Below are 20,769 nucleotides of genomic sequence, written 5' to 3' on the forward strand. Positions count from 1 at the left end.
CTGGCGACGGCCGAGCCGGTCAGGCACCGATCAGTGCCTGACGGCGAACGCAGCGACAGCCGCCTGCGCCTCCTCGCTCGCCGCGACGCGGGACGCCCCCTCCGCCTCCAGCGCAAGACCCTCTGAAAGCGGCAGGTCGAGACCGCCGAGCATCGCGCGCCGGATTTCCGACTGCGCGGCCCTGCCGCCGCGCGAGCAGCGATCCGCCAGCGCGACGGCGGCCGCCTGCACATCCTCCGCCACGCCGTTGACCAGGCCAATCGCTTCCGCCCGCGCGGCATCGATCATTTCGCCGGTCAACGCCATGTGCAAGGCGCGGCCGACGCCCACCAGCCGGGGGAGCAACTGGGTGCCGCCATAGGCGGGCATCAGCGCATGGGTGACTTCCGGCAATCCCAGGCGGGCGTCCGGCGCGGCGACGCGGAAGGTGCAGGCCATTCCGATCTCCAGCCCGCCGCCCAATGCCAACCCGTTGAACGCCGCTACGCTGACCTTCGGATAGGCGATAAGCCGCAGCATGAGACGATGCATCCGCGCGATCCGCGCATCGGGATCGCCGCCGCCTTCCTTGAGGTCGGAACCGACGCAGAAGGCGCGGCCGGTGCCTATGATCACCAGCGCGCGGACAGCCGCGTCTTCCTCGAAGCGATCCAGCGCATCCTCGATCTCGTCCACCATCGCTTCGTTGATGGCGTTGAGAACCTTGGGCCGGTCCAGGCGAATGATAGCGATACCATCCGCCATCGTCGTTTCCGTCATATTCATGACAGCAGCTTTTCGCGGATAAGCCGGCGCTTGCCTTCGTCCACGCCGAGCATGTCGGTCAGATAGGCGTCGACCGAGCCGGATTTCTCCCCCAGCGCCGCCCAGCAGCGTGCGATATAGGCTTCCTCCACGGTCAGCAGCGCGTGCATGGCCTCCTCGGCGATGACCCGGTTGTATCTTTTCTCCATGTTGCGGCGCAGACGGGGCAGCCGCTTGGCGATGTTGCCCGCCTCGTTGCTCAGCAGATAATCTTCCAGCGCATCGTCGGGATGGACGCCCAGGACATGATGGGTCAGCGCCGCCAGGATGCCGGTCCGGTCCTTGCCCGCCGCACAGTGGATGAGGATGCCGCCATCCTGCGACGCCAGCGCGTCGAAATAGCGGCGGAACATGGCGACATGGCGCGGATCATAAGGCATTTCGCCATAGTGCGTGATCATGAACGCCCGCATCGACTGGGGGCTGAAATCGCTGTTGCGGAAGGCGGCGATATGCGGCGCCTCACCCTTGACGCCCTGATCTTCCTCCGGCTCCTCGATCACGCCGAAGGCGAGCTTGCCGATCCAGGCGCTCGGTTCCTCCCGCTGCTCCTCGGGATGGCGCAGGTCGGTGACGGTCAGGATGCCGAGGCGGCCGATCCTTTCGACATCGCCTTCGGTCGCGTGCGCATGATGGGCGGAGCGGAACAGCCTGCCGGTGGCGACGCGGGCGCCGTCCGCCGCACGCCATCCGCCATAATCGCGAAAATTGTGGACGGCATCCAGCTTCAGCACCCGTTCCCAAAGGGTGGTCATGGCAATGTCACTCCTGAAATGGCGGCGCGATAGTCCCGCGCCAGACGCTCGACGAGTTTTCCGGCGGGCAGTATGTCGTCGATCCCCGCCACGCCCTGCCCCGCCGACCAGATTTCCTTCCACGGCCTGACAGGCGATCCGTCCGGCGCGGCATCCAGCTTTGGATGACGCAGATCGAGCGCCTTGGGATCAAGGCCGTGACGACGCAGCGACGCATTGAGGAAGGAGGCGGGCGTTCCGCTCATGGCGGCCGTCGCGGTCACGTCCGATGCGCCTGCTTCCACGATCATCGAACGGTGGTCCCGATCGACATTCGCCTCGTCCGTTGCGAGGAAGCGCGTTCCCATATATGCGAAATCCGCGCCCGCGACAATCGCGGCGGCGACATCGCGCCCGGTCGACAGCCCCCCCGCCAGCAGGAGCGCGCCGTCATATCGTTTGCGCGCATCAGCCAGAAACGCGAATGGATTGAGGAAGCCGGTATGGCCGCCCGCCCCGCCGGTCAGCAGGATGATGCCGTCGACCCCCGCCTCCGCCGCGATCTCGACATGACGCGCGCTCGCCGCATCGTGGAAGACGAGCCCGCCATAGTCGTGCACCGCTTTCACGACTTCCCGGTCCGCGCCGAATGACGTGATGACGAGCGGAACACGGCGCCGCACCGTGACGGCCAGGTCGTCGGCGAGGCGGGTGTTGATCTTCGCGACGATCAGGTTGACGCCGAAGGCCGCATCGTCCGGCCCGCGCGCCTGTTCAATCTCCCCGAGCCAGCCCTCATATTCGTCAGCCGACCGGGCGTTGAGCGCGGGAAAGGTGCCGATCGCGCCTGCCCGGCAAGTCTCTATGACAAGCCGTGCGCTCGACGCGATCAGCATCGGCGCGGCCACGACGGGCACCTTCAGATTGGGCAGCAGGGGGGCGGGGATCGGCATCAGCCCGCCGCCTCGGTTTCCAGCCCGTCCAGCATCGCGTCGACTTCCGCGCCCTTGGGAAAACCTTGGAAGACCGCGAAATGCAGCGCGAATTCGCGCAGTTCCGGCATGGTCACGTCGCCCGCACGCAAGGCGGCGCGCACATAGGTCTGCATGGCGATCGGCGAACGAGCGGCGCAGACGCAGGCCAAGGTTATCCATAATCGCGAACGGCGGTCGAGGCCCGGACGGCTCCACACTTCCGAAAAGACGAAATCGCGGCCCGCTGCGCGCAGGGGCGTCACGGGCGGCAGGGCCTCCATGCCGAGCAGGGCCTGCACCATCGCATCGCCGCGCGCGGCGCGCTCGGGATTCTCCGGGGAAAAGCTGAAATCACCCATAGCTGCCTCTCAGTTCGAAAAACGGGGGGGCGCGCAGCATCTTTTCCGGAATGCTCGCCAGCCTTTCCTGAAAGTCCGGACTCGCCGCGGCGACGCTGCCGCCAGGCTCTTCCGGAAACTCATGCGGTGCCTTTAGGTCGAAGCCGCTGCAAAACCCCTTCCCCGCCCCCGTCAACACCACCGCATGGGCGGATCGATCATTGACCAGCGCATCGCATATGGCGTGAAAATCGTCGATCCACTCCCGGTTGATCGCATTCATCCGCTCCGGCCGATTGAGAGTGATCACGCCGATGCCCGGCCCGGGCGTGGAAAATTCGACCGCTGCCATGCTTGTCCTCCTGCCCTCAATCCTGACCGATGCGGATGACGACCTTACCGAGCGAAGCGCCCTTCGACGCGGCCGTCATCGCCGCCCGGAAATCGGCAAAGTCGAAGATGCTGCCGACCGGGGGATGCAGTCCGTCCGCGCACCAGCGGGCAATCTGTTCGTCATTGGCGAGCGCCTTGTCAGGCTCCTTGATATGGAATTGCCGGATGTCGACCCCCACCAGGGCAGCACCCTTGAGCAGCGGCAGATTGGCGGGCAGGCGCGGAATGTCGCCGCCCGCAAAGCCGATCACGAGATGCCGCCCGCCCCACGCCAGACTGCGGAAGGCCGGTTCGAACAAGATGCCGCCGACCGGATCGAACACGACATCGACGCCGCGCCCGCCGGTCAGCGCCTTGAGCGAATCGCGCCAGTTGCCGACGCTGTAGTCAAGCACGTCGTCGGCGCCCTGCGCGCGGGCGAAGGCGCGCTTCGCCTCGCTGGAGGCTCCCGCGATCACCCGTGCTCCCAGACGCTTGCCGATCTGCACGGCGGCGGTTCCCACACCGCCCGCCGCGCCCAGCACCAGCAGCGTTTCGCCGGCCCCGAGCGCGGCCCGATCCTTCAGCGCGTGCAAGGCCGTCGAATAGTTGGAGCGATAGCTGGACGCCTGCTCGAAGCTCATGCCCTCCGGCATCGGAAAGACCTCGTCCCTTCCGGCAAGGATATGGTCGGCGAGGCATCCGCCGAAACGCGCCACGACAACCTTGTCCCCCGTCGCGATGCCGGCAACTCCGGGGCCGGCCGCAACGACCGTGCCGCTCGCTTCGGTTCCCGGCACGAAAGGCAGAGGGGGTTTCACCTGATAGCCGCCTGCCGCCAGCAGCACGTCCGCATAACCGAGGCTCGCGGCATGCACGCGAACGAGAATCTGGTTGCCGCCGGGATTCGGCATCGGCTGCTCGACCATCGTATAATGATCCGGTGGGCCAAGCGTATCCGCGCTGATCGTCCGCATTCTGGTTTCAGGTATCATGGGAAAACCTTATCGCTTAGCCGATCGGTCGACTCCGCCGACCGATAATCCCTCTCGGCGGATAACAAGCGGGCATCCGCCTGCCCATCCGAAAGCCCATCGCAAGGATGATGAATAGGAATCACTCTGCCCGCCTCCGCGAAGGCAGCTCGGCGGCGGGCAGGCAGGCCAATTCCACATCCGCCACCGGCTGATCGTGCCGCGAGGCCGCTTGATTGACCAAATTATCCTCTATTCATTAGACAGTTATCCAATCAGGACAGAAAGTCCATAGGAATAGGATGACGGGTCGGATCTCGCCAATCGCGTCGATATCTAAGCCGCTGGCGGACAGAGTCCCCGGAGCATCCGGGGAGCGGCGAAGCGATCCGCGCTCCCTATGGCGTTGAGCAGGGCCGATAGCTGCCGCCTGTCCAGCCTCCCCTCATCGGACCGGCGGCCGCAATCAAGCGTGATCTCGATCAGGCATCCCGTCAAAGCGTCGGGAGCATGAATCGCGACGAGCCGTGCAAGCCCGGACGCCGATGGCGGTTGCGCCGCTCCGACCGCGCGGACGAAGGCGTCCCGGCGGCATTCGTCCTGCGCGACGAGGGCGCGGACCGCATCGGTCAGCAGCATCGGCAGAAGCCCATCATCCCGCACCGCGGTTTCGGCCAGAGCAGGAACATTACCGCCTAGCGAGGCGATCAGCATGTCCCGGCGCGGACTGCCGACCATCAGGCCGCCCAGCTTGCCGCGCCCCGGCTCGACGATGCCGAAGCGTTCGAGGATGCGCACGCCTTCCCGAAAGACACGGCGGCTGACCCCGAAATCCGCGAGCAATTCCGCCTCCGTTCCCAGCCTCTCGCCCACGTCCAGGCTCCGGTTCGCGATCATCTGCGCAATGGCGCGGGCGACCGCCTCGGCTTTTTTTGCCGGTTGGACGAACTCATAAATGAGGGCGCCGTTTCCCGTCGCCGTCAGGCGATCCACAATGGCCGCGCCGCTCAGCCGGGCGGGTGAAAGCTCCGCGGCGAATGCCTCCCATATATCCATGGCGCGCGTCTGAAGGTCGCGCACCGCGCCGCGATCATAGTCGAGAATGGCCTGGATTTGCAGCATACGGCACTTTGCCACGGCGCGGCTCGCCCGCAGATAGGCGCCGTCGTCCAGAGTGGTCGTGCGGACGCGGTCGACATAACAATGCCGCAGCGCGCCGCCGAACAACCGCAGCAAGGGCGCGTCGGCAAGCTCGCTCATCCGGTCGACGATCTGCTTGAGGCGGCTCAGATGAACCCTGTCGTCCCGCGGGGATGCGGGATCGGCGAGCAACCCGGCAAGCCCGGCCGCGTCGTCGGCCTCTATGCGCTCCGTCGCCAGTTCCAGGATGCGTCCCTCGATCAGCCGCCGCGCGCGCAGCAGGCTGGGAAGGTCCGCGCCGCTCAGGAAAAGATAGTTGCGCAGCAGCGCAATGGCTGGGTCCAGCGCGCGCTCGCGAACATAAAGGCCGCCTTCGCGGCCCCGGCGGCTCTCCACCACCCCATTCCATTCGGCGATGGCGATGGCTTCGCGGATCACCGACCGGCTGGTGCCGAAATCCCGCGAAAGCTGCTCCTCATGACCCAGATAATGTCCCGCCGGCCAGGCGTTGGAGCGGATCACCGATTCCAGCCGCGCCGCCACCTGTTCACCGAGTTTCGCGGCGCCGCCCGCCATCAGCCTGCGATCGCGACCTGATCGTCTTCCACGCTGGTGCGCCGCATGTCGCGCCGGTATCTGTCCTCGGGAAAGGGCGTCGCGCGATGCATGGTGTCGCGATTGTCCCAGATGACGAGGTCGCCTTCGCGCCATTTATGGCTGTAGACGAATTCCGGCCGGGTCGCAAAAGCGGTCAGTTCGGCGAGCAGCGCCCGCCCCTCCGGATCGCTCATGCCCAGCACGTCGCGCCCATGCGAGGACAGATAGAGGCTGGTGCGCCCGCTCTTCGGATGGAACCGCACGAGCGGCTGCACCGATTCGGGAATGTTCGCCTTCTCGCTCTCGCTGAGCGGGGGGGCTCCCGCCTGCTCGCGCGACCAGCCGAGCGAATGGCGCACCTGTAGCCCGGCGATCCGCCGCCGCATCCGGTCGTCCAGCGCATCATAGGCAGCGCGCATGTCGGCAAATTCGGTATTTCCTCCCTCCGGGGGCACGATCTTCGCGGCCAGGAAGGTGTAGAGGCCGGGCGGGCTGCGGAAGCTGTTGTCCGAATGCCAGAGGCGCGCGGGCTTCTGCAACAGCCGCCGCTTGTCGTCGGCGCTCATCCGCTCGCCCTTCTCGTCGACATTGGAGATGTCGCTGAGTTCGTCGCGCTTGAGCCGCCGCGCGGTATCCTCGCGATGCACGGTGATCGACCGTTGCAGCGCGCCGAAACGCTTGCAGAATTCGATCTGCACATCGTCGGTCAGTGCCTGCTGGTCGCGGATCACGATGACCGCATATTCCTCCAGAGCGTCCTTGAGCGCTTCGATCACGGCGTCAGGCAGATTAGTGGTCAGCGTCAGCCCCGTGACCTCGGCGGCGAAATGCGGGTGCAGCTTGGCGATGTGCATGGGACATTCTCTCCTTCCGCGATAATATGATACCAATATCGCGTAGCATGCAAGAGGATTTGTATGATAAACTCCTTCAATCGGCGATATCCATGAAAATACGGGATGCCGCCTTCTTTTTATGATCCTATTATAAAATCATCATACGCGCGCGAACGGAGCGCATGCGGCCGTTTGCCGATGCGCCGCGATCATAGGGGAGAGATGTCAGCCCATGTGCCCATATCGAGAGGATCGCCCGTGCCAAAGCGCGATTGCAGGATCGATATGGCCGGATTGCGCCGGTCGATATCGGCCACGGCCTCGGCCGGCGTGCCGCCTTCAATCAGGAAGGCCTTAAGGAGGATCATGATGCCGCCAAGCCGGAACAGGTTGAACATCAACCAGAATTCCATGTCCCGCGCCTCTCGGCCGACGGCTTCCTCCCAGATGCGCAGCGTCTCCGCCGGACCGTGCAGCCCGCTGAGACGTCCGACCCCGACGCTGCCCACCCAATCATGGAGCAGCCACCAGCCAAGATCGCATTCCGCCCCGGCCAGGCTCACCATATCCCAGTCCAGCACGCCGACGCAGCGCGTGCCCTGGAACAGCATGTTCGTGCACCGCGCGTCGCCCCAGGAAAAACCCTCCGCCGGCGCCTGCGGGAAATTGGCCTCAAGCCATTCCCAGGCCTGCTCCAGGACTGGATAGTCGCGCTCACCGCGCGCGTGGTCATAATAGCGGCGCGCATAATCCATCTGCTGCCGCGCCGTGCCGATCCCATGCTCCTTGAGGAACTGGAACCGTTCGGCCGGCAACTGATGGAACCGCGCCATGGTCCGGATGGCATCCGTCCACAGCTTCGCCCGCTCCTGCTCATCCATGTCCGCCAGCCAACCGGACTGGTGATAAGGCGGATTGTCGGCGGGTATGAGGCCCTCCAGCTTTTCCATCACGAAAAAGCGCCGGCCCACGATGCTCTCATCTTCCTCGAAGCCGAAGACGCGCGGCGTCGGCACGCTCGGTTCGCCCTGCAACAGGTCATAGATGCGATGATGCAGGGAAATGTCGACGGCGGTGAACAGGCTGGTCCTGGGTTCCAGACGGACGACCAGGCCGGCGACATCCTGTAATTCCGGCGAGGAGCCGGAGACCGACAAGATCAGCGTCTCATTGTTGACGCCGGCGGATTCCGGCGATTTCATCGCGGTGATGGCAAGATCGGGCGCGTCGAACCGCTCCGCCAGCCAGCGGGTCAGGCCAGCCCTGGTTTCCTCCATGCCGAGCGTCACGGCCCTGATCGGCACGGCGATGCCGCGCCCCTCCCGGGACTCGATCATGCGACCACCGGGGGATTGCGGAAGGCGCGTTCGGATCGCTCCGTGAGGCCGATGGCTTCCTCCCCGTCCCATGTCCAGCGTGCGAAGGCGGGTACGAAATAGCCGGTGGGATTGTCCGGTTTCGCCCCGATATTCAGGCCCTGCATCTCATCGGCCATGGTCGAGAAGCCCGAATGCACGACCTCGCCCTCAAAATGATGTTCGCCAATGTCGGATCGCAGCACCAATTTCAGCTTTTCTCCCGCATATTGCAGTTCCCGTCCCAGGCGCGGGCACTCAACGACGCTCGCAAATTCATAGCGTCCGTCGATATAAACGAAGGCGGTGTCGAGCGTGACCTTGCCCTCCGGGTTCCACATGCGCTGCATGCCGAAACCCTTGCCGCTCGGGTAGAGTGCGCTTATCAGCGCGTGGCCCGCGAACTGGTCCATCCTGACACCGCGCTGGCCGCGCGAATGGTCGCGCACGCCCGTGCCGTTGAAAGGCTTCGTCTCGCCGTCGATCGTGATCGTGCCGCTCACCGTATAGAGTTGCTGATAATGATCCTTGGCCCAGGCCTGATCGGCCATCGATCCGCCGCCATGCTTGCTTTCCGCCGATGAATGGGCGTCCCATACCGGACCCGCCATGTCGAGTTGCAAATCGAACCCGAGGATCTCGCGCGCGCCGTCCTGAGCGAAGCCCGTCCGCAGCGCCTCTGGCGCGGTCCGATAGGCGATGCCGTCATAGGTCAGCCGCCAGCGCTTCCACGGCTCCAGGCACTGGGCCCGCAGATTGGGGCCGGCCGGACGCATATCCGCCGGAACGCGCATGTAGGATTTCGACCAGAGCGTCCCCTGATTGTTCGGCAGGTGCAACTGCACATAATCTTCCCAAATGCCGAAATCGTCCGGCCAGGTGCCCAGATGCAGCCACATGGAGATGCCCAGCGCCGGATCGCTCAGCGCGAACATCACATTCTCGGCGAAACGATATTGCCCGGTCGACTCGGCCATCATGCGCTCACGCGCGGGATCAAAACCGAGTGATAAATCTGTCACGACCATCTCTTATACTCTCCTTTCCTGACTCCACAGGCCAGGCTTTTTGTCATTCGCGTGGGTTGGGGATAGCCGGTATTGCGCGCCCCGCCGCCACCTCAACTGTTATCCATAAGTGGATACCTAGGGTCTCGTCACCCATAAGGGGGCGGCATCGGGTAAGCAATAGAAAGCGCAGCAGCAGGCGGCGTATGATAGCCCTGGCGATTACGGCGGGCTTCCAAGCGGCTTGGACGCCGTTGCCCCATAATGCCTCGCCCGGCACGCCCGCGACAGCATTATGGGAACCTATATGCCTGATATGACGATCGCCATGGACAAGCCGAAAGGACAGCGTGCCGGATGGACAAGATATCATCTCACCTATGTTGTCCCGTCGGACTGGTTGACTCATCTCCCCTGACCTCGGCATAATTAAGGCAATTGGGTTAATTACCTGCCCGGCCGACCGGCCTGCACACCATAAGGACTGAATATGGAAAACGGAGAGACGCAGGCGACGCCTGGAAAAACCGGCGCCCACGAGATCGTCGATTTCATGGTCGACCATGGCTACGACCATATATTCGGGCTTCCGGGCAGCCAGCTCGTCTCGATCTTCCATACTTTGCAAAGGACCGACATCACCTTCGTGCCCACCATCCACGAATCGGTGACGGTGGCCGCGGCGGACGGCTATGCGCGCGTGAAGGGCTCGGCGATGGCAATGCTCTACATGCTGCCGGGCACCGCCAACGGGCTCGCCAACATCTACAATGCCGGACGCGACGATTCACCGCTGATCCTGCTGTCCTCGCAGCAGGTATCGACCGCGCGCACGGAGCTGGGCGCCTATTGCGAAGGCGACACAGTGCCTCTGGTCAAGCCCTTCACCCGGTTGGCGCATGAACTGACCAAGGGCGCGTCGCCGCGCAGTTGGCTGGAACATGCCAAGCGCGTGGCGGAAGGGACGCCGGGCGGTCCCGTCTTCCTGTCGATGTGCGAGGATGTGTTGCGGGATCCCGCCCCGGTCAAGACGGAACGCTATTCGAGCCATGGCGCGCCGTCCGTGCCCGATGTCGGCGCCGTGGCCGATCAGTTGCGCACCGCCGAGCGTCCGCTGATCGTGGTGGGCGGACAGGTGCGCAGGCTCGGCGGCGCGCAGGCGCTCGAACAGCTGGCCGAGCGCCACAACATCCCGGTTGTCTACGAAAGCGGCCTGATCGACGCATTGGGCATCGCACCGGGGCACAGCCATTGCCGGGGCGGCATGGCGATGTCGGGCCTTGAGCCAGATGCCGACGTGGTGCTGCTGCTCGGCACCCGGGCGATGACCGAGGCAAGCCCGCGCAAGGGCGAGTATTTCGCCAAGGCGCGCTTCGTGGCGCAGGTGAATGTCGATCCCAAGCGGCTGGAGGCGATGCGCCGTTTCGACTGGATATCGGCGAGCGATCCGGCCGTTTTCACCGCCACCCTGCTGGAAGCTCTCGACGCGGCGCCGCCGGCCGCGACGCTGATCGCCGCGCGGGCCGACTGGTGCGTGCCCAGGGTGGCCGCGCGGCGGCCCGGCAATGCCCTGGCCCGCCTGTTCGACGGCTTTGAAAAATGCGTCGCGCCGCTCCATGACGCCATGGAGCGCGGCTGGCTGGTGGACGAATCGGTCATGGCATCGGGCTTCGTCATAAATGCGCAGACCGCAAGGGACGGGCGGCGCTATGCCGGGACCAACGGCGCGTCGCTGGGCTGGGCGACCGGCGCGGCGGCAGGCATTGCACTGGCCTCGGGCGAGCCGGTGACATGCGTTCTGGGCGATGGCAGCGTGCGGTTCGGCATGGCGGGCCTGTGGACGCTGAAGGCGATGAACCTGCCCGTCACGCTGATCGTTCTCGACAATCACGGCTATGGTTCGACCCGTAATTATGAACGGCAATATCTCGCGGAGCTGGGACGCGACGCCAGTCCGCAAAAGCCCGGCTATCTCAACATGGACATGCGCGAGACAGGCCCGGATCTGGCGGAGATGATCCGGGGCTTTGGCATACCCTGCCGCCGCCTGTCGCCGGATGACGACCTGCGCGCCGCGGTGGAGGAGGCATGGGCGGATTCGGCCAACGGTCCCAACGCCCTGTTGATGCCGGTCGGTTTCGAGGATCAGTGACGCAGCCATGACCGACCTGTCCTTTCCGCCCCGCCCCGACCACAGCGCCGGTGTCGCCGCCTTCGCCACGGCATTCGGCGATCGGTTCACCACCTCCGCCAGCGTGTGCGGCCTGCACGGCAACAGCAGCGGCATCCGCCTGCCGACCGACGGGGTGCTCTATGCCAGCACGACGCAGGAGATCGTGGAGGCGCTGCGCCTGTGTCGCGACCATGGCATGCCTTTGATCCCCTGGGGCGCGGGCACGTCCGTCGACGGCAATACGGCCGCGCTGCTTGGGGGAATCTCGCTGGACCTGTCGCGGATGGACGCGGTGCTGCGGCTGTCGGCGGAGGATCAGGACTGCACGGTGCAGGCCGGGATCACGCGCGATGGGCTCAACAGCTATTTGCGCGACACGGGCCTGTTCTTTCCCATCGATGCCTGCCCCCATGCCTCCATCGGCGGCATGGCCAGCCTGCGCGCGTCGGGCACCACGGCGATCCGCTACGGCACCATGCGGGAACAGGTGCTGGGCCTTACCGTGGTTCTCGCCAATGGCGAGGTCATCAGGACGGGCGGGCGGGCGCGCAAGTCGGCGGCGGGTTACGACCTCACCCATCTGTTCGTCGGCGCGGCGGGTACGCTGGGCGTGATTACCGAGGTGACGCTGCGTCTTCAGGGCATACCCGAGACGATCATGGCCGCGACCTGCGCCTTTCCGGACCTGGAAGCAGCGATGAACACGGTGATCGCGACCATCCAGCTAGGCGTGCCCATAGCCAAGATCGAGATCATGGACGCGCTCCAGATCGAATATTGCAACGGATATATGAATCTCGGCCTGCCCAATCTGCCGCACCTCTTCATCGAGTTCGACGGCGTGCCGGAGGCAAACCGCGCCCATGCCGATCTGATGGAAGGCGTGGCGCGGGATTTCGGCGGCCAGGGCTTCGTCTTTGCGACCGATCGCGGCGAGCGGGAGCAGATATGGACCGCGCGCCACAATAACGGCGCGTCGTCGCTGCACGCCCGCCCCGGCAGCCTCGTCCTGGCCACCGACGTCACGGTCCCGATCTCCCGGCTGGCCGAATGTTTGAGCGAAACCCATGCCGACCTTGAAAAGGTGGATTTCCCCGGCCCCATCTCCGGCCATGTCGGCGATGGCAACTTTCACGTCCTGCTGCTACTCGACCCCAAGAGCGACAGGGAACAGGAGCAGGCGCATCGGTTCATGGACCGGCTGATCGAGCGCGCGATCCGCATGGACGGCACCTGTTCGGGCGAGCACGGCATGGGCCTCGCCAAGAAGAAGTGGGCGCCGGTCGAGTTCGGTGAGGGCGCCGTGGAAGCCATGCGGACGGTCAAGCGCGCCTTCGATCCGCTGAACATACTCAATCCCGGCAAGATATTCGACTGAGCAGCCCCGCATGACATATAGCCACATCATCGTCGGGGGCGGGTCCTCGGGCGCCGTCATGGCGAGCCGCCTGTCCGAACGGAGCGCCAACACCGTTCTCCTGCTGGAAGCCGGCCCCGATACGCCGCCGGGCAAGGAGCCCGCCACCATTCTCGACAGCTATCCGGGCAGCGCCTATCTCGACGCGCGCTTCGTGTGGACGGACAGGCGCGTGACGGTTGCGCCGCGCGGCAACAATCCGCCGGGCGCGTCCCCGCCGCTGCGCCGCTACGAACAGGGCAGGGTTCTGGGCGGCAGTTCGGCGATCAATGGGCAGATGGCCAATCGCGGCGTGCCATGGGACTATGAGGAATGGGTCAGGCGCGGCGCGGCCGGCTGGGGCTGGGACGATGTCCTGCCCTATTTCCGCAAGCTGGAGAACGACCGGGATTTCAGCGGATCGCTGCACGGAAATGACGGGCCGCTCCCGATCCGCCGCGTCCCGGTCGACCGCTGGCCCGGCCAGGCCAAGGCGTTCTCGGCCGCCCTGACCGAAGCAGGGCTGCCCTTCCTCGCCGACCAGAACGGCCAGTTCGAGGACGGCCACTATCCGACGACCATTTCCAACATAGACGACCATCGGGTGAGTGTCGCCATGGCGTGGCTGACGCCCGCGGTGCGCGCGCGCAAGAACCTGACGATCCGCACGGACGCCACGGTCGAGAGCCTGCTGTTCGACGGCGCGCGCGTCACCGGCGTGCGGGTGCGGGGCGAGGATATCGCGGGCAATACCGTCATCCTGTGCGCCGGCGCGTTGTTCACGCCGGCAATATTGCTGCGCGCAGGCATCGGCCCGGCGGCCGATCTGCGCGAAATCGGCATCGATGTGCGTGCCGACCAGCCCGGCGTGGGACGGGGCCTGTCCGACCATCCTTCGGTCGCGATCGCCAGTTTCCTGCCGCCCGCCTCTCGCCTGCGGGGCGAGCGGCGGCACATCACGCTGGGACTGCGCTTCTCCACCGACGCGGCCCGGTATCCGGCCGGCGACATGACCGGCATCGTGTCCACCAAGGCGGCATGGCACGCGGTGGGCGAGCGGCTCGGCACGCTCGCCATCTGGATCAACCGGCCGATGTCGGAAGACGGGCGGGTGTGGCTGGTGTCCGCCGACCCCGCCGCGCCCGCTTCGGTCGATTTCAGCCTGCTGTCCGACAGCCGCGATGTCGAACGGCTGATGGCGGGCTTTCGCCGCATGGCGGCGGTCCATATGTCGCCGCTGATGGCCGATGCGATCTCCGACCCGTTCCCCGCCAGCTATAGCGAGAAGGTGCGGCAGATCGGCACGATCAACCTGAAGAACCGCATCCTCACCCGGATCGCGGCACTGTTCCTCGACGGTCCGGCGTGGATGCGCCGGCAGTTTCTCGAACGCGCGGTGATGGAGGGCGACACGCTCGCCACGCTGATGACCGACGACGCGAAGCTGGAGGCGTTCATCCGCTCGGCCGTCGCGGGCGTCTGGCATGCGACTTGCTCCTGCCGGATGGGGGCGCCGGACGACCGCATGGCGCCCCTGCTCCCCGATGGCCGGGTCAAGGGCATCGCGGGATTGCGCGTGGCGGACGCCTCCGCCTTCCCGTCGATCACCGGCGGCAACACCAATATTCCCACCATCATGCTGGCGGAAAAAATGGCGCAGACGATATTGGACGAAGGCTGATCCAGGCAGGCCGCCACGATCCCGGCATCTGGGCGCGCGGCGATGCTCGTCATCGCCCGCACGGGGACGGCGATGCCGGCGGCTTTCAGGACGTTGCGGTGAGGCGGGCGAGCGCTTCGCCGATATCGTCGCTTGTCCAGCGATCCTGCTCATAACGCCTGTCGGATAGCGCCGGCGGATCGATAAGGGAAAGCGTTCGGCCATTGAAGCGGACCACCTGCCCGGTCACGGAAGAGGCGGAGTCGGAGAGCAGCCAGGCGATGGCCGGCGCGATCTCCGACGGGTCGGGCATTGCGGCGAACTCGCCCGCCTGCGCCCCATGATCGTTGCCCTCGCCCTCGCCGTCCAGCGTCGGATCGGTCATCCGCGTCGCGGCGAGCGGCGCCAGCGCATTCACGCGGATGCCATAAGGCGCCACATCGCGGGCAAGTCCATAGGTAAAGGACAGGATTGCGCCCTTGGACGCGCCATAGACCGCCCGTTGCGGCGCGCCCAGCGCCCCGGCCGATGCGATGTTGACCACGGCCCCCGATCCCTGTGCGCGGAAATAGGTCGCCGCGTGAATGGCGCAGTAGAGCGAGCCGAGGACATTGACCTCCACGGCCGTGCGGACGCGTACGGGATTTTCCTCCCAGGGCATGGCGCGATAGTGCAGCCCGGCATTGTTCACGAGGCCATCGAAGCGCCCGAAATGCGCAGCGGTATCGCCGACCATGCGTTCCGCCATGTCCCAATCGGCGACGGAACCGGGGACGGCCAGCGCCCTGCCCCCGGCTGCGGCGATCTCCTCCACACGCTCGGCCACCAGAACGGGGTCGAGATCATTGACAGCAACGCGCGCGCCTGCCGATGCGAGATGGAGCGCGGTCGCCCGGCCGAGGCCGCGGCCGGCGCCCGTGACGAGCACGACCTTGCCGGCAAGCCGCCCCACCCCTGTCGCAACCGTCACGCCGCGATGATTTCGCGCACCTTTTCAGCCGGTTTGACGCCGACCCCCTCGTCCAGCGCGTCATGCAGCCAGGTGAGCGCAGGCTCGTTCCGGCCGAACAGGATTTCGGGCAACATACCCGATTCCAGGTTCTTATATGCGCCGCCGCAAACCCAGTAATCTTCCTGCTGGAGAACTTTGTAAAAGACATCGAAGCGGTTCTGAATGAGTTGCTTCACCTCCTCTGAAGGATCGGCCTCGCGGCTGAAGAAGGCCATCTTCGTATTCTGCTCCGCCACGCTTGCGCCCGGATAAAGCTGTTTGACCGATAGAGTTTCCGGATAGAGCGCCATGATCGTATTGGGATAGATGAAGTGCAGGATGCTGAAATGGCTGTGCACGTCCTGCCACTCGGATTCGGGCACGTTGCGGAGTTCCTCCAGCGACTTGCTGGGCCAGGCGAGATACCAATGCTGGCCCTTGTCGCCGAAGCGGACATGATGGGCGCAGTTCTTCACCTTGTAGCTGAAATCGGCGGAATGCAGCACGTGGAAGTGATAATTCTCGCAATAGCTGTCGAGCGCCAGCTTCCAGTTGGCGCGGGTTTCGAGATCGCGCCGCCCGACCAACGTATTGCGCTCCAGATGCCAGCCGCGCAGCAGATCTTCGCCGCCCGACAGGAAGCTGTCGAGATCCATGGCTGCGCCGGGCGTCAGTACCGCGAAGATCATGCCATGCCGCTCTTCGCACGGCAGCTCGACCAGACCCAGCGTCGCCTTGTCGACATCGCCGAACAGATTGTTGGCCGGGAGCGACGCCAGCGCGCCGTTCAGGTCGAACGACCAGGCATGATAGGGGCAGGTGAAACGCTTCTGCTTGCCGCAGGGTTCTTCCGTCAGCTTGGCGCCGCGATGGCGGCAGGCATTGACGAACGCCTTCGCCTGGCCCTGTTCGTTACGGACGACCAGCACCGAAACGCCGGTTTCCTCATGCAGCTTGAAGCTGCCCGGTTCACGCAGTTCGGCGGTGAATGCGACGACCAGCGGCGTCTCGCGGAACAGCTTCGTGCGCTCCGTCTGGAACCGCTCCTCGTCGAGATAATCGCCGGCGGGAACGCGGCGGACGTCGTCGACCATATGGGTCGTTCCGGCCGCCATCAGCCGCAGCAGTTCCCGCGCCATGTCGTTGATCGCTTCGCGATTCTCAATGTCCTTCATCATCATCTCTCTCCAGCTCTGCCTTTATGAATTCGCGGCTGGCGCGGACGCCATGACGCTGCTTAAAAATTGGAGCATGATCGTTCCCGGACTGGTCCGGCCGACAATTTCCGTTCCCAATATGCTCGGCGACCCCAGACCAAGCCCCAGCAGGCGAATGGTCACGAGAATGGCGTCGAGATTGGCGGGAGCGCGTTTGCCGTGCCGTTCAAGCATAAGTTCGAACAAGGTCCGGGTCTCGGCATAGACCGCATCCAGATAGGCCTGGAAAATGGGCCGGAACGCCTCGTTGCGATCCGCCTCCAGTTGAAGCTCGCTGTTGAGCATCGCGCGTTCGCGCACGTTCGTCAGGCCGTCATAGCGCGCCGCGAGCTGCGCCATGTCCGATTCCAGATCGACCGTGTGCGACAATACCTCGCGCCAGAGCTGAATTTCCCTGATCTGCTTTTCGCGGAGCAGATCGACCAGAAGGTCCAGCTTCGTGCGATAGTTGGAATAGAAGGCGCCGCGCGAATAGCCCGCTCCTTCCGCGATCGTTTCGATCCGGGAGCCCGCTATGCCGTGCCGCGCGAACGCCTGGATCGCCGAACTGCGGAGCCGGGCACGAGTGACTTCCTGGCTTTCCTTCCGTGATAGACGCGCAGCGGCCATGATGTCTCCTTCGGATACAAGTTTGTATTTGGATCTATTTGTGTATCGAGTCAAGCGCGTTTGGCGCCTGCGTGGAGATTGTCCGACAGGACCCGATATTTCGGTGCTATTGGGGGGTTACGTTGAGGCAAGCTGCATAGTAGGGGCGGACGGGCCGGGCATGCGCCGCGGCGGGGGAAGGTTCAGGCAGAATGGAAATGTCGGTCACGGAACGCGTCGGCGCGAAAGGCAGCATGATAGCGCCGTTGCGTACCCCGCTGTTCCGAAGAATTTGGCTTGCAAGCCTGCTGTCGAATCTGGGTTTCATGTTCCTGGCCGTGGCCGCGGCGTGGCAGATGACGCTGCTGACGCCTCAGGCGGATATGGTGGCGCTGGTGCAGACCGCGCTCATGTCTCCCATGATGCTGCTGTCGATCCCGGCGGGCGCGCTGGCGGACATGTACGACCGGCGCAAAATCGGGCTGGTGTCGCTCTGCCTGTCGCTTCTGTCGGCGACGGCGCTGGCGACATCGACCCTGTTTGGGCTGGTAACCCCGTGGGTGATCCTCGGCTTCTGCTTCCTCATCGGCACCGGCATGGCGCTGTTCGCCCCGGCCTGGCAGGCATCGGTGGGCGAACAGGTGCCGCGCGAGACGCTGCCGCAGGCGGTCGCGCTCAACGTCATCAGTTTCAACATCGCGCGCAGCTTCGGCCCTGCCATCGGCGGCATCGTCGTCGCGGTGGCGGGCGCGGTTACGGCATTTGCCTCGACGGCAATGGGATATTTGCCGCTGCTCCTGGTCATGTTCCTGTGGAAGCGCGAGCCTGTGCCGTCACGTCTGCCGCCCGAGCGCATCGATCGGGCCGTAAGCGCCGGCATACGCTATGTCTTCCATTCGCCGCCGATCCGGGTTGTACTGATCCGTACCTTCACCTTCTGTTTCGCGGGCGGTTCGGTCGCCGCGCTGCTGCCGCTCGTCGCACGCAACCTGCTGCACGGGACGGCGGAAATCTTCGGCCTCCTGCTCGGCTGCTTTGGCATCGGCGCGGTACTCGGCGCGATCAGCCTGAACCGGATACGGCGCAGCTTCTCCGAGGAAGCGACGGTATCGCTCGCAGCCATTGTGGTGTCGGCCTCCATCGCCACGATCGCCATGAGCGGCTATGCGCCGCTCACCTGCCTTGCGCTGATCGTCGCCGGGACAGGATGGATGATCGCGCTGACCTTGCTCAACGTGGTGATCCAGACATCGGCGCCGCGATGGGCCTCGGGCCGGCTGCTGGCCACCTATAATGCCGCCAGCGCGGGCGGCATCGCGCTGGGGAGCTGGTTTTGGGGTTATATTGCCGAAGAGTTCGACGTCAAACATGCGCTGTTCGGGTCCGCGGGGCTGCTGACGGCGACGCTGCTTCTCGCCCTTCGGCTGCGCATCGCGAAAATCCCCGAAACCGACCGGGAGCCCGTCAAGCTGACCGATCCGGAAGTCAATCTCGCGCTGACGGGACGTAGCGGGCCAATAGTGGTGGAGTTGGACTATCGGGTGCCTGCCAACGCGGCGCGGGAATTTTATGGACGCATGCTGGCGGTTCGTTCCGTGCGTTGCCGGAACGGCGCGTTCGACTGGTCCATCGCGCGGGATATCCAGGATCCGGAAATCTGGGTGGAGCGCTTCCACTGCCCGACCTGGCACGATTATCTGCGCCAGCGCGATCGCAATACACCGGAGGAGATGCAAGTCCATCTGGACGCGCACAGCTTCCTCAAAGACGGACATGAAATGAGCGTGCGGCGCCTGCTGGAACGTCCCTTCGGTTCCGTGCGCTGGAAAGAGGACGCGCCCGACAACTGAAACGGCGCCTTCACACGCCGGGACGCTGCCCCGCTTCCGCCGCCGCAGCCGCGAAATCCTGAACCCCCCGGCGCGATTGTGCCGCGGCGCGCGACTCGTGAAGGCCGCTCTCGTCCAGCACATCGAGCATCAGGCCGACATCCTTCTCCAGCCGGGAAAGACCGAAAGCCAGACTCTCCGGCGTCGGGGCCGCCATCGCTTCGATCCCGTAGGACCGCGCCGACCCGCTCGCCAGCATTCCCGCCAATGCCGCCCGGTCCAGCCCCATCCTTTCACCCGCCTCGAAAAAGGCTAGCGCCGTCGCGAAATGCACCGTCGCGACCGCATTGTTGATGAGCTTGCAGATCTGCCCCGAACCGGCCTCGCCGAGCCAGGCGATCTTCTTTGCGAACGTCTCGAGCACCGGCAGGGCGCGCTCATAAGCATCGCGGTCCCCACCGACCATCACCGTCATCTCGCCCGCCGCCGCACGCGCGCGGCCGCCGCTGACCGGCGCGTCGAGCACCGCGACGCCCCGCACCCGGCCCTTTGTCGTCAGAGCCTTGCACAGGCCCGGGCTGGCGGTGGAATGAATCAGGATGATGCCGCCGCGCCGCATCGCCGCCAGCAACGGGCCGACGACCTGCTCGACATCGGCATCGGCATAGACGCACACGCCCACAATGTCGCAGGCCTCGCCCAGAGCGGCTATCGACGGCGCGCAGGTCGCGGCCGTATCGGCATAGGGCTGGAGCGATTCCGCACGCCGCGCCCATAGTGTCAGGTCGAAGCCGCTTTCGACGATCCGCCGGGCGATCGGCCCGCCCTGGTCGCCCACCCCGATAAAGCCGATCTTCATCCTGTCAGCCATGGCCTACCCCATTCCCAGCGTGAAGCCGCCGCCGACCTTCAACGTCTCGCCGGTCACGAAGGACGCGGCGGGCGAGGTGAGATAGAGCATCGCATTGACGATGTCCTGCGGTACACCCTCCCGCCCCAGAACCTGCTGCGCCTGCACATAGGCCACGGTCTGCGGACTGAGTTCGGCCCGGATCGTATCGGTCATGATGAGGCCCGGCGCAATGGCGTTCACCCGCACTCCGCTCCCGCCCAGTTCCCGCGCAAACGCCGTGGTCAGTCCCCGAACCGCGAGCTTGGACACGCCATAGGCAGTCGGCACCGGATAGGCGGCAGTGGAGGAGATATTGACGATCGACGCGCCCTCCCGCCCCGCCATCAGCGGCGCGGCAGCCAGCGTACAGATGATGACGCCCATCACATTGACGTCGAACAGGCGGCGCAGTCCGGCGATGCCGGTATTCGCCATGGTGGTGTTATATTCCTCCGAATGCAGCCCGGCATTGTTGATGAGGATGTCGAGGCCGCCATGATCGCGCCGCACCGCCTCCATGGCGGCCGCCACATCGCCCTCATCGGAAACGTCGCAAGTCAGCGCGCTCACTCTGCCGCCCCTTGCGCGAATTTCAGCCGCCGCCGCCTGGAGCGCGTCTGCGTCCCGGTCGGTCATCACGACATGGGCGCCGCTTCCGCTCAACGCTTCCGAAAAGGCTTTGCCAAAGCCGCGGGCCGCGCCGGTGACGAAGGCGATCCTGCCTGCATAGGGGGTTGCGCTTGTCATATGCCTCCTCTCCATATGGCGGCACCGCAGGCCGCCATTTCACTTATGCGATGATTCACGAATCGATAGACAAATGTCCATCGAAACCGTTAAGCCGGCTCATCATCGCATTTTCGATTGATGTGATCATCATTGCAATCGACGA

General features: G+C 65.1%; 19 protein-coding genes. 4 read left to right on the top strand and 15 right to left on the bottom strand.

All coding sequences use genetic code 11. The features are described from left to right. Window positions 1–30: 30 nt before the first annotated feature. From IQ35_RS02635 to IQ35_RS02680, 10 genes are all read right to left on the bottom strand, one after another. Window positions 31–765 carry an enoyl-CoA hydratase/isomerase family protein gene (locus IQ35_RS02635; protein WP_021246079.1) on the bottom strand — a complete coding sequence of 245 codons (735 nt, stop codon included), beginning with the start codon at window positions 763–765 and terminating at the stop codon, window positions 31–33. Beyond that, a complete protein-coding gene (locus IQ35_RS02640; protein WP_145071899.1) occupies window positions 762–1,559 on the bottom strand; it encodes a tyrosine-protein phosphatase in 798 nt (265 codons plus the stop codon). The genes IQ35_RS02635 and IQ35_RS02640 overlap by 4 nt, the downstream gene beginning before the upstream one ends. Continuing rightward, on the bottom strand, window positions 1,556–2,491 hold the full coding sequence (locus IQ35_RS02645; protein WP_021246077.1) for an NAD(P)H-dependent flavin oxidoreductase: 936 nt from the start codon (window positions 2,489–2,491) through the stop codon (window positions 1,556–1,558). The genes IQ35_RS02640 and IQ35_RS02645 overlap by 4 nt, the downstream gene beginning before the upstream one ends. Beyond that, a complete protein-coding gene (locus IQ35_RS02650) occupies window positions 2,491–2,871 on the bottom strand; it encodes a carboxymuconolactone decarboxylase family protein (protein WP_145071900.1) in 381 nt (126 codons plus the stop codon). Before IQ35_RS02650 ends, IQ35_RS02645 begins: the two co-directional genes overlap by 1 nt. Continuing rightward, window positions 2,864–3,202 (bottom strand): enoyl-CoA hydratase/isomerase family protein, encoded by a 339-nt coding sequence (locus tag IQ35_RS02655; RefSeq protein ID WP_145071901.1) that lies wholly within the window; start codon window positions 3,200–3,202, stop codon window positions 2,864–2,866. Before IQ35_RS02655 ends, IQ35_RS02650 begins: the two co-directional genes overlap by 8 nt. 16 nt (window positions 3,203–3,218) lie before the next feature. Beyond that, the gene (locus IQ35_RS02660) at window positions 3,219–4,217 is read right to left on the bottom strand and encodes an NADPH:quinone oxidoreductase family protein (protein ID WP_236614799.1); all 999 of its coding nucleotides are present in this window, start codon (window positions 4,215–4,217) and stop codon (window positions 3,219–3,221) included. 315 nt (window positions 4,218–4,532) lie between these two features. After that, window positions 4,533–5,912 carry a FadR/GntR family transcriptional regulator gene (locus IQ35_RS02665; RefSeq protein ID WP_158636567.1) on the bottom strand — a complete coding sequence of 460 codons (1,380 nt, stop codon included), beginning with the start codon at window positions 5,910–5,912 and terminating at the stop codon, window positions 4,533–4,535. Beyond that, window positions 5,912–6,787 carry a TauD/TfdA dioxygenase family protein gene (locus tag IQ35_RS02670; protein ID WP_021246072.1) on the bottom strand — a complete coding sequence of 292 codons (876 nt, stop codon included), beginning with the start codon at window positions 6,785–6,787 and terminating at the stop codon, window positions 5,912–5,914. The genes IQ35_RS02665 and IQ35_RS02670 overlap by 1 nt, the downstream gene beginning before the upstream one ends. 191 nt (window positions 6,788–6,978) lie before the next feature. After that, on the bottom strand, window positions 6,979–8,106 hold the full coding sequence (locus IQ35_RS02675) for a phosphotransferase family protein (protein WP_021246071.1): 1,128 nt from the start codon (window positions 8,104–8,106) through the stop codon (window positions 6,979–6,981). Then, the gene (locus IQ35_RS02680) at window positions 8,103–9,146 is read right to left on the bottom strand and encodes a hypothetical protein (RefSeq protein WP_158636568.1); all 1,044 of its coding nucleotides are present in this window, start codon (window positions 9,144–9,146) and stop codon (window positions 8,103–8,105) included. The genes IQ35_RS02675 and IQ35_RS02680 overlap by 4 nt, the downstream gene beginning before the upstream one ends. A gap of 475 nt (window positions 9,147–9,621) precedes the next feature. On the opposite strand from IQ35_RS02680, the gene IQ35_RS02685 reads away from it, so the two are divergent. Genes IQ35_RS02685 through IQ35_RS02695 form a run of 3 tightly spaced genes read left to right on the top strand, consistent with a single transcriptional unit; the run spans window position 9,622 to window position 14,381 of the window. Continuing rightward, entirely contained in the window at window positions 9,622–11,283 is a 1,662-nt protein-coding gene (locus IQ35_RS02685; protein WP_145071904.1) for a thiamine pyrophosphate-binding protein, read from the top strand. A 7-nt stretch (window positions 11,284–11,290) separates the two neighbouring features. Further along, the gene (locus IQ35_RS02690) at window positions 11,291–12,682 is read left to right on the top strand and encodes an FAD-binding oxidoreductase (protein ID WP_145071905.1); all 1,392 of its coding nucleotides are present in this window, start codon (window positions 11,291–11,293) and stop codon (window positions 12,680–12,682) included. Window positions 12,683–12,692: 10 nt separating this feature from the next. Then, a complete protein-coding gene (locus tag IQ35_RS02695; RefSeq protein WP_145071906.1) occupies window positions 12,693–14,381 on the top strand; it encodes a GMC family oxidoreductase in 1,689 nt (562 codons plus the stop codon). Window positions 14,382–14,466: 85 nt separating this feature from the next. Here the strand turns inward: IQ35_RS02695 and IQ35_RS02700 are convergent, their stop codons facing one another. The 3 genes from IQ35_RS02700 to IQ35_RS02710 are packed head-to-tail and all read right to left on the bottom strand — an operon-like array spanning window position 14,467 to window position 17,177. After that, a complete protein-coding gene (locus IQ35_RS02700) occupies window positions 14,467–15,330 on the bottom strand; it encodes an SDR family NAD(P)-dependent oxidoreductase (RefSeq protein ID WP_145071907.1) in 864 nt (287 codons plus the stop codon). After that, entirely contained in the window at window positions 15,327–16,532 is a 1,206-nt protein-coding gene (locus IQ35_RS02705) for an aromatic ring-hydroxylating oxygenase subunit alpha (RefSeq protein WP_145071908.1), read from the bottom strand. The genes IQ35_RS02700 and IQ35_RS02705 overlap by 4 nt, the downstream gene beginning before the upstream one ends. An 18-nt stretch (window positions 16,533–16,550) precedes the next feature. Next, window positions 16,551–17,177: a TetR/AcrR family transcriptional regulator gene (locus IQ35_RS02710; RefSeq protein ID WP_021246064.1), complete on the bottom strand. Its 627-nt coding sequence runs from the start codon at window positions 17,175–17,177 to the stop codon at window positions 16,551–16,553. A 197-nt stretch (window positions 17,178–17,374) separates the two neighbouring features. On the opposite strand from IQ35_RS02710, the gene IQ35_RS02715 reads away from it, so the two are divergent. Beyond that, complete coding sequence (locus IQ35_RS02715) at window positions 17,375–19,006, top strand: MFS transporter (RefSeq protein ID WP_051187218.1); 1,632 nt, start codon at window positions 17,375–17,377, stop codon at window positions 19,004–19,006. A gap of 10 nt (window positions 19,007–19,016) precedes the next feature. On the opposite strand, the gene IQ35_RS02720 is transcribed toward IQ35_RS02715, so the two are convergent. Both IQ35_RS02720 and IQ35_RS02725 read right to left on the bottom strand, forming a co-directional pair. Next, complete coding sequence (locus IQ35_RS02720; RefSeq protein ID WP_145071909.1) at window positions 19,017–19,856, bottom strand: NAD(P)-dependent oxidoreductase; 840 nt, start codon at window positions 19,854–19,856, stop codon at window positions 19,017–19,019. Between the two features lie 3 nt (window positions 19,857–19,859). Continuing rightward, window positions 19,860–20,624, bottom strand: a complete 765-nt coding sequence (locus IQ35_RS02725) for an SDR family NAD(P)-dependent oxidoreductase (protein WP_021246061.1) — start codon at window positions 20,622–20,624, stop codon at window positions 19,860–19,862. Between the last annotated feature and the right edge of the window lie 145 nt (window positions 20,625–20,769).

The organism is Sphingobium wenxiniae (assembly GCF_007830065.1).
Lineage (GTDB): Bacteria > Pseudomonadota > Alphaproteobacteria > Sphingomonadales > Sphingomonadaceae > Sphingobium > Sphingobium wenxiniae.